Below are 6,042 nucleotides of genomic sequence, written 5' to 3'. Positions count from 1 at the left end.
GCACCAGTTGATCATCGGCCAGGCCGTCACCGGCGAGTCGGCCTACCGGTGACCGATCAGGACTCCGCCGGAGCCCTGGCGGGCGTGCGCATCGCCGACTTCAGCAGGGTGCTCGCCGCGCCGTACGCCACCATGCTGCTCGCGGACCTCGGCGCCGAGGTGATCAAGGTCGAGCGGCCCGACGGCGGCGACGAGACCCGGGCCTGGGGGCCGCCGTGGCACGAGGGCGAGTCGACGTACTTCCTGTCGGTGAACCGCAACAAGGACACCGTGGTGATCGACCTGCGCACCGAGGAAGGGCAGGGACAGGCGCGGGACCTGGTGGCCTCCTGCGACGTCCTGATCGAGAACTTCCGGACGGGCACGATGGAGAAGTTCGGCCTCGGGTACGACGACCTGGCGGCAGAGCACCCCGGGCTCGTCTACTGCTCGGTGACCGGGTTCGGCTCGGGCGCGGGCGCCGACCTGCCCGGCTACGACCTCGTGGTCCAGGCCGTCGGTGGGCTGATGAGCTTGACCGGTGACGCGGACTCCGGACCGATGAAGGCCGGTGTCGCACTGGTCGACGTGATCACCGGGCTGCACGCCACGATCGGGATCCAGGCCGCCCTCGTGCACCGGGCCGGCTCCGGTGTCGGGCAGCGGGTCGAGGTGAACCTGCTGTCCTCGTTGCTCTCCGCGCTGACCAACCAGGCCTCGGCACACGTCACGACCGGGGCTGTGCCGAAGGCGATGGGCAACAAGCATCCGAGCATCGCGCCGTACGAAGTGTTCGCCACGGCCGACCGTCCGCTGGCCGTCGCGGCCGCCAACGACAAGCTGTTCCGCAACCTGGCCGTCGCGCTGGAGCGTGACGCCCTGGCCGAGGACCCGCGCTTCGCGACCAACTCCGCGCGGGTGGCGCACCGTGACGTGCTCGTCGCCGAGCTCGAGGACCGGTTGCGCGAGGAGTCCGCCGACCACTGGTTCGCCACCCTGTCCGCGTGCGGGGTTCCGTGCGGGCCGATCAACGACCTCGCCCAGGCGGTGGCGCTGGCCGAGTCGCTGGGTCTCGACCCGGTCGTGGAGGTCGGCGGCCCGGGGCGGAGCAGTCCCGTCCGTCAGGTGGCGCACCCGATCCGGATGTCACGGACGCCCGCGACGTACCGCGTCGCGCCACCCGTCCTCCCGGTGGCGCCGGGGGAGTAGGCAGCCGATCAGGCCCGGTCGTCGGCGATCAGACGGTTCAGTGCGGCGGGTACGTCGAGCACCGAGCCGATCGCCGCGACCCGGGCGCCACTGTCACGGGCCAGCCGCTGGGCCTCGTCATCGTCGTCCGCCGGGGCCAGGATCACCAGCTCGTCGAGGCCCCGGGCGACCCGGGTGACGTCGGCGTCGTCGGTGTCGCGGCAGTCGGAGAGCAGGAGCACCACCCGACGCCGGGCCCGGGCGCCGGCCAGCTGCACCTGTGCCTCACGCAGCGCGTCGGCCAGGGCGGTCGTGCCGTGGCCGCGCAGGGCGAGGATCCGCTCGACGGTCCGGGTCGGCGTGCTGGCATCCGCGATCCGCTTCAGTGCGGTGGTCCTGGCCGCGAACGCCAGGACGGCATGCTCCTCGGGGGCGAACGTCAGGCACGCGGCACCGGCCACCGCGGCCGTGGTCAGCCGGGCACCGTTCATCGATCCCGAGTGGTCGATCACCAGGCACAGGGCCAGCTCCGGTCGCGCCCAGTCCACCGCCGACATCTCCTCGAGCGAGGGCATCCGCGCCTCCGCGCGGGCCCCGACGATCGCATCCATCGAACGCTCGATGTCGAGGTCGCCACTGCGATGGGCCGGCACCGTGCGAGGTCTCGAGACCCCGCGGTTGCGCGGGATGCCGCGACGGGTCTGGTCGAGGATCAGCCGCGGTGCCAGGCGGCGTACGGCGGCCCGCAGGCCCTCGTCCGTGGCGTGCGACATCTCGACCAGCAGCGTCAGGGTGTCGTCCGGGTCGTTGCGCAGGGCGTCGTCGAGCGCCTCGAGGTCGAGCTCACCGACCTCGGGGGAGAGCTCGGCGAACGTCGGGAACTTGTCGAGCTCGGCCCGCCCGGTCGTGCGCGGCGCCGACTTGCGCTGACGTGACTCCGGGGTGCTGGACGCTGGGGGTGAGCCCGCCGACGGCGGCGGGCTCAGGGTTCCCCCGGCGACCCCGGGGACGCGTCGGAGTCGGAGGCCGGGTCGCGGTCCGACTCGCTCGGTTCCGCACCGAAGACCGCGACGTACAACGCGGTGACGACCTGCTCGGGCGTGCGGTCGCAGCCGTCGTGCAGTCGGATCCGTCCGGACAGCGCGGCCTTGGCGGCGGCCAGCCCGACGTGCCAGTCGTCGGTGGTGGTGCCGCGCAAGCGGGCCAGCTCGACGGACAGGCGGGCGACGTCGATCGCGCCGCGCACCGACGACCCGAAGCGGATGTCGTCGTGGTCGCGCGTGCTGCGGACCAGCTCGACGACCCGGGCGCGCCAGGTCGGGTCGATGTCGCGGGTGCGCAGGCCGACGATCTCCTGCTCGGCCTCGGCGGTCTGGTAGTCCATCGAGATGCGGCAGGTGCGGTCGTAGAGCGCGCCCGAGACCCGCGCCGTACCGACCGCGTCGAACGGGTTCATCGCCGCGACGAGGGCGAAGCCCGGCGCCGCCGCGACCCGACCCAGGCGGGGCACGGTGATCTCGAGCTCGGACATCGCGGTCAGCAGGACGTTGAGGGTCTCCTCCGGGATCCGGTTGAGCTCCTCGACGTAGAGCAGCCCGCCCGTGCGCATCGCCTCGAGCAGCGGCCCGTCGGCGAAGATGTCCGGCACGTAGCCCTTGGTCAGCACCAACGCCGGGTCGAAGTGTCCGATCAGGCGCGCCGGGGTGAGCTCGGCGTTGCCCTCGACCATCACGAAGGCGATCCGGCGCCCGGTCGCGACCTGCCGCAGCAGGGTCGACTTGCCGGTCCCCGGCGGCCCCTCGAGCAGCACGTGGGCGCCGCTGAGCAGGGCCGCCTCGAGCAGCTCCGCCTCGGCGGCGCGCTCGATGACCTCCGTGGGTCCGGCATCGGCGACCGGGCCCACGGAGGACGTGTGTGTCACGGGAAGCGCCACCTCAGTCGTGGCTGTGGACGACGACACCGCGGACGTTCTTGCCGGCGAGCAGGTCGTCGTACCCCTCATTGACCTGGTCGAGCGTGTAGGTGCGGGTGATGATCTCGTCGAGCTTGATGTCACCGCTCTGGTAGAGCCCGAGGATCCTGGGGATGTCGGTCGTCGGGTTGCAGTCGCCGAACAGGCTGCCCTTCAGCGACTTGCGGAAGAGCGTCATGATCGAGCCGGGCAGCTCGATGGTCTGCTCCTCGAGCTTGTTGAGGCCGGTGAGCACCACCACGCCACCCTTGCCGACCGCGTTGAAGCCACCGGCCACGATCTCGGAGGTCATCAGGCCGGGCGTGAGGATGGCCGAGTCGGCCATCTGGCCACGGGTCATGTCGGTCAGCGCCTCCATGGCCTCGTCGGTGCTCGCGAAGCTGTGCGTGGCGCCGAGCTCCATCGCCTTCTCGCGCTTGTTCTCCAGCGGGTCGATGGCGATGATGTTCTTCGCTCCGGCGAGACGCGCGCCCTGGACGGCGTTGATGCCGATGCCGCCGACACCGACGACAAGGACGGTCTCGCCGGCCTTCACGTTCGCCGTGTTCACCGCGGCACCCCAGCCCGTGGGTACGCCGCACCCGACGAGAACCGCCTTCTCGAGCGGCAGGTCGTCGTCGACCTTGACGCACGAGTTCTGGTGGATGACGCCGTACTGGCTGAACGTGCCGAGCATGCACATCGCGCCGTACTCACCGCGGGGGCCGGTGATCGGGAAACGCTCGCCGGGCAGGTAGCCCTCGAGGATCGTCGCGCCCATGTCGCAGATGGACTGCTGGCCGTTGGCGCAGTAGCGGCAGCTGCCGCAGTTCGGGATGAAGGAGCAGACCACGTGGTCGCCCACCTTCACGCGGGTCACGCCGGGGCCGACCTCCTGGATGATCCCGGCGCCCTCGTGCCCGAGCACCATCGGCAGCCGGGCCTCGAGGTCGCCGTGCGCGACGTGTACGTCGGAGTGGCACAGGCCGGCGTGCGTGTACTGGATCAGCACCTCGCCCTCGCGCGGCTTGTCGAGGGTCAGCTCCTCGATCTCGATCGGCTTGCCGGCTTCGATGACGACTGCGGCCTGGGTCTTCATGGGTTTCTCCTCGGGGCTGGGTGGTCCTCTCACCGTCGCACCCGTCGCCGCGGCCGGGTGTTCAAGAACTGGACAGCCAACCCTTCTCCAACCGGCGCATGATGTCGTGACGGAAGTCACAGATCCTGGAAGGGCACGACACGATGTCGCAGAGCGCAACGACGTACGACGAGGTTCCCGGCGCCCGCCCGGACATCGCCGCCTCCTGGCGCCGGGCCAGCCTGGCCGGGGTCGAGCACACCGGCCCCTTCGTCCGCCTCGTCCCGCGCGACATCGACCACAACAGCTCGCTCCTGGTGGGCGCCGGCCCGGTGCTCGACCAGCTGGAGACCAGCCTGACTGGCACTGGCTTCTCGACGATCCTTGGAGACCGCGAGTGCCGCATCGTGAGGCGCTGGGACGACGACGCACGCACGCGGGACAGCCTCGACGCCCTCAACATCCGTGAGGGTGCCAGCATGCTCGAGGACACCATCGGGACCAACGCCCTCGGCACGGTCTTCGAGACCCGCCACCCGGTCCTGATCCACGGGTCGGAGCACTTCGTGGAGACCCTGCGACGGTTCAGCTGCTACGGGCACCCGATCCGGCACCCGCTGACCCGCCGGATCGAGGGCGTCCTCGACATCTCCGCCCTGGTCGCGACCGCCAGCCCACTGCTCCCGCCGATCATCGCCCGCGCGGTGCACGACATCGAGCAACGCCTCCTCGGTGGCAGCCGCATCTCGGAGAAGAGCCTGCTGGCTGCCTTCCAGGAGGCCTCGGGGCACTGCCGTGGCGCAGTCCTGGCCATCGGCGAGGACGTGGTGATGAGCAACCAGGCCGCCTCGGACCTGCTCAGTCCCTCCGACATCGCGCTGCTGCGGGTGCTCGCGGAAGATCCGCCGACTCGGGGTGGCAGCGCCCTGCGCCTCACCCTCGAGACGGGCCGCTCCGCGGACGTGACGGTCACCCCGGTGCCGGGTGCCCGACGCGGCGTGCTGCTCAAGGTGGTCGAGCACGCGACGGGGCCGCACCTGACCCCGGCGGCCATCTCGTCCTCCGGCCATCCGCGGGCCTCCGCTCCGACCCTGGTCTCGGGCCCGCCCGGCAGCGGCCGGTCGACCCGGGCCCGCGCGCTCGCCGCCCTGCCGACGAAGGTGCTCCGTGCAGCGACCGCCCTCCTCGAGGGCGAGGTCGCGTGGGCGAGGGACTTCGAGAGTGCGATGAAGCGCACCGTGGGGTCGGTCGTCGTCGACGGGATCGACCTGCTCAGCGACGAGCTCCTCGACCTCGTGATCGAAGGGGTCGACCGGAGGCCCCGGCCGCAGGTGATCCTGACCAGTGGTCCTGTCGACTCGTTGACCGGACGGGCCGTCACCCTGGCCGGCACCGCGACCGTGCGCGAGGAGCTGGCCCCGCTGGGGTCACGACGCAACGAGATCCCGGACCTGGCCACCTCGATGATTCGCGACGTGGCCGCCAACGACTCGGTGCACCTGACACCCGGGGCCCTGCACGCGCTGGCCGCGCACGACTGGCCCGGCAACCTGCGTGAGCTGAAGGCGGTGATCGGTCACGCGGTCTCGCGCCGGTCGTGCGGAGGGATCGCCCTGACCGACCTGCCCGAGGGCTACCGCCTGACCACCCCCGCCCGGCAGCTCACCGCCCTCGACCGCGCCGAACGCGACGCCATCGTCGTCGCACTGCGCGCGGCCGGCGGGAACAAGGTGCAGGCCGCGCGAGAGCTCGGCGTCTCGCGGACGACGCTCTACGCCAGGATCCGGCAGCTGCGCATCGAGCAATACTGAACCCTGGGTCGCCGACACCTGTCCAGAGACTGAAC

At 71.5% G+C, this 6,042-nt stretch carries 6 protein-coding genes; 3 read left to right on the top strand and 3 right to left on the bottom strand.

Translation table 11 applies throughout. The features are described from left to right. Window positions 1–48 precede the first annotated feature (48 nt). Complete coding sequence (locus ASH02_RS16145; RefSeq protein ID WP_056688900.1) at window positions 49–1,188, top strand: CaiB/BaiF CoA transferase family protein; 1,140 nt, start codon at window positions 49–51, stop codon at window positions 1,186–1,188. An 8-nt stretch (window positions 1,189–1,196) separates the two neighbouring features. Here ASH02_RS16145 and ASH02_RS16140 read toward each other — a convergent pair whose 3' ends face one another. After that, complete coding sequence (locus ASH02_RS16140) at window positions 1,197–1,940, bottom strand: VWA domain-containing protein (RefSeq protein WP_082564174.1); 744 nt, start codon at window positions 1,938–1,940, stop codon at window positions 1,197–1,199. Between ASH02_RS16140 and ASH02_RS26145 the strand changes: the two genes are divergently transcribed. Further along, window positions 1,932–2,102: a hypothetical protein gene (locus ASH02_RS26145; RefSeq protein ID WP_156409784.1), complete on the top strand. Its 171-nt coding sequence runs from the start codon at window positions 1,932–1,934 to the stop codon at window positions 2,100–2,102. The genes ASH02_RS16140 and ASH02_RS26145 overlap by 9 nt on opposite strands. Before the next feature lie 47 nt (window positions 2,103–2,149). Here the strand turns inward: ASH02_RS26145 and ASH02_RS16135 are convergent, their stop codons facing one another. Both ASH02_RS16135 and ASH02_RS16130 read right to left on the bottom strand, forming a co-directional pair. Continuing rightward, window positions 2,150–3,088 carry an AAA family ATPase gene (locus ASH02_RS16135; protein WP_235539055.1) on the bottom strand — a complete coding sequence of 313 codons (939 nt, stop codon included), beginning with the start codon at window positions 3,086–3,088 and terminating at the stop codon, window positions 2,150–2,152. Between the two features lie 13 nt (window positions 3,089–3,101). Continuing rightward, the gene (locus ASH02_RS16130; RefSeq protein ID WP_056688893.1) at window positions 3,102–4,217 is read right to left on the bottom strand and encodes an NDMA-dependent alcohol dehydrogenase; all 1,116 of its coding nucleotides are present in this window, start codon (window positions 4,215–4,217) and stop codon (window positions 3,102–3,104) included. Window positions 4,218–4,360: 143 nt separating this feature from the next. Here ASH02_RS16130 and ASH02_RS16125 point away from each other — a divergent pair, with 143 nt between their 5' ends. Then, the gene (locus ASH02_RS16125; RefSeq protein ID WP_057295070.1) at window positions 4,361–6,007 is read left to right on the top strand and encodes a sigma-54-dependent Fis family transcriptional regulator; all 1,647 of its coding nucleotides are present in this window, start codon (window positions 4,361–4,363) and stop codon (window positions 6,005–6,007) included. Window positions 6,008–6,042 lie beyond the last annotated feature (35 nt).

The organism is Nocardioides sp. Soil796 (assembly GCF_001429525.1).
In the GTDB taxonomy this organism is placed as follows: Bacteria; Actinomycetota; Actinomycetes; order Propionibacteriales; family Nocardioidaceae; genus Nocardioides.
Note: the sequence above shows the minus strand (reverse complement) of the source record. Positions and strands in the feature narration are given on the sequence as shown.

Bases quoted from the DNA above. Each gene is read 5' to 3' on its own strand.
- ASH02_RS16140 (WP_082564174.1), bottom strand. From the start codon at position 1,940: ATGTCGCACGCCACGGACGAGGGCCTGCGGGCCGCCGTACGCCGCCTG.
- ASH02_RS16130 (WP_056688893.1), bottom strand. From the start codon at position 4,217: ATGAAGACCCAGGCCGCAGTCGTCATCGAAGCCGGCAAGCCGATCGAG.
- ASH02_RS16125 (WP_057295070.1), top strand. From the start codon at position 4,361: ATGTCGCAGAGCGCAACGACGTACGACGAGGTTCCCGGCGCCCGCCCG.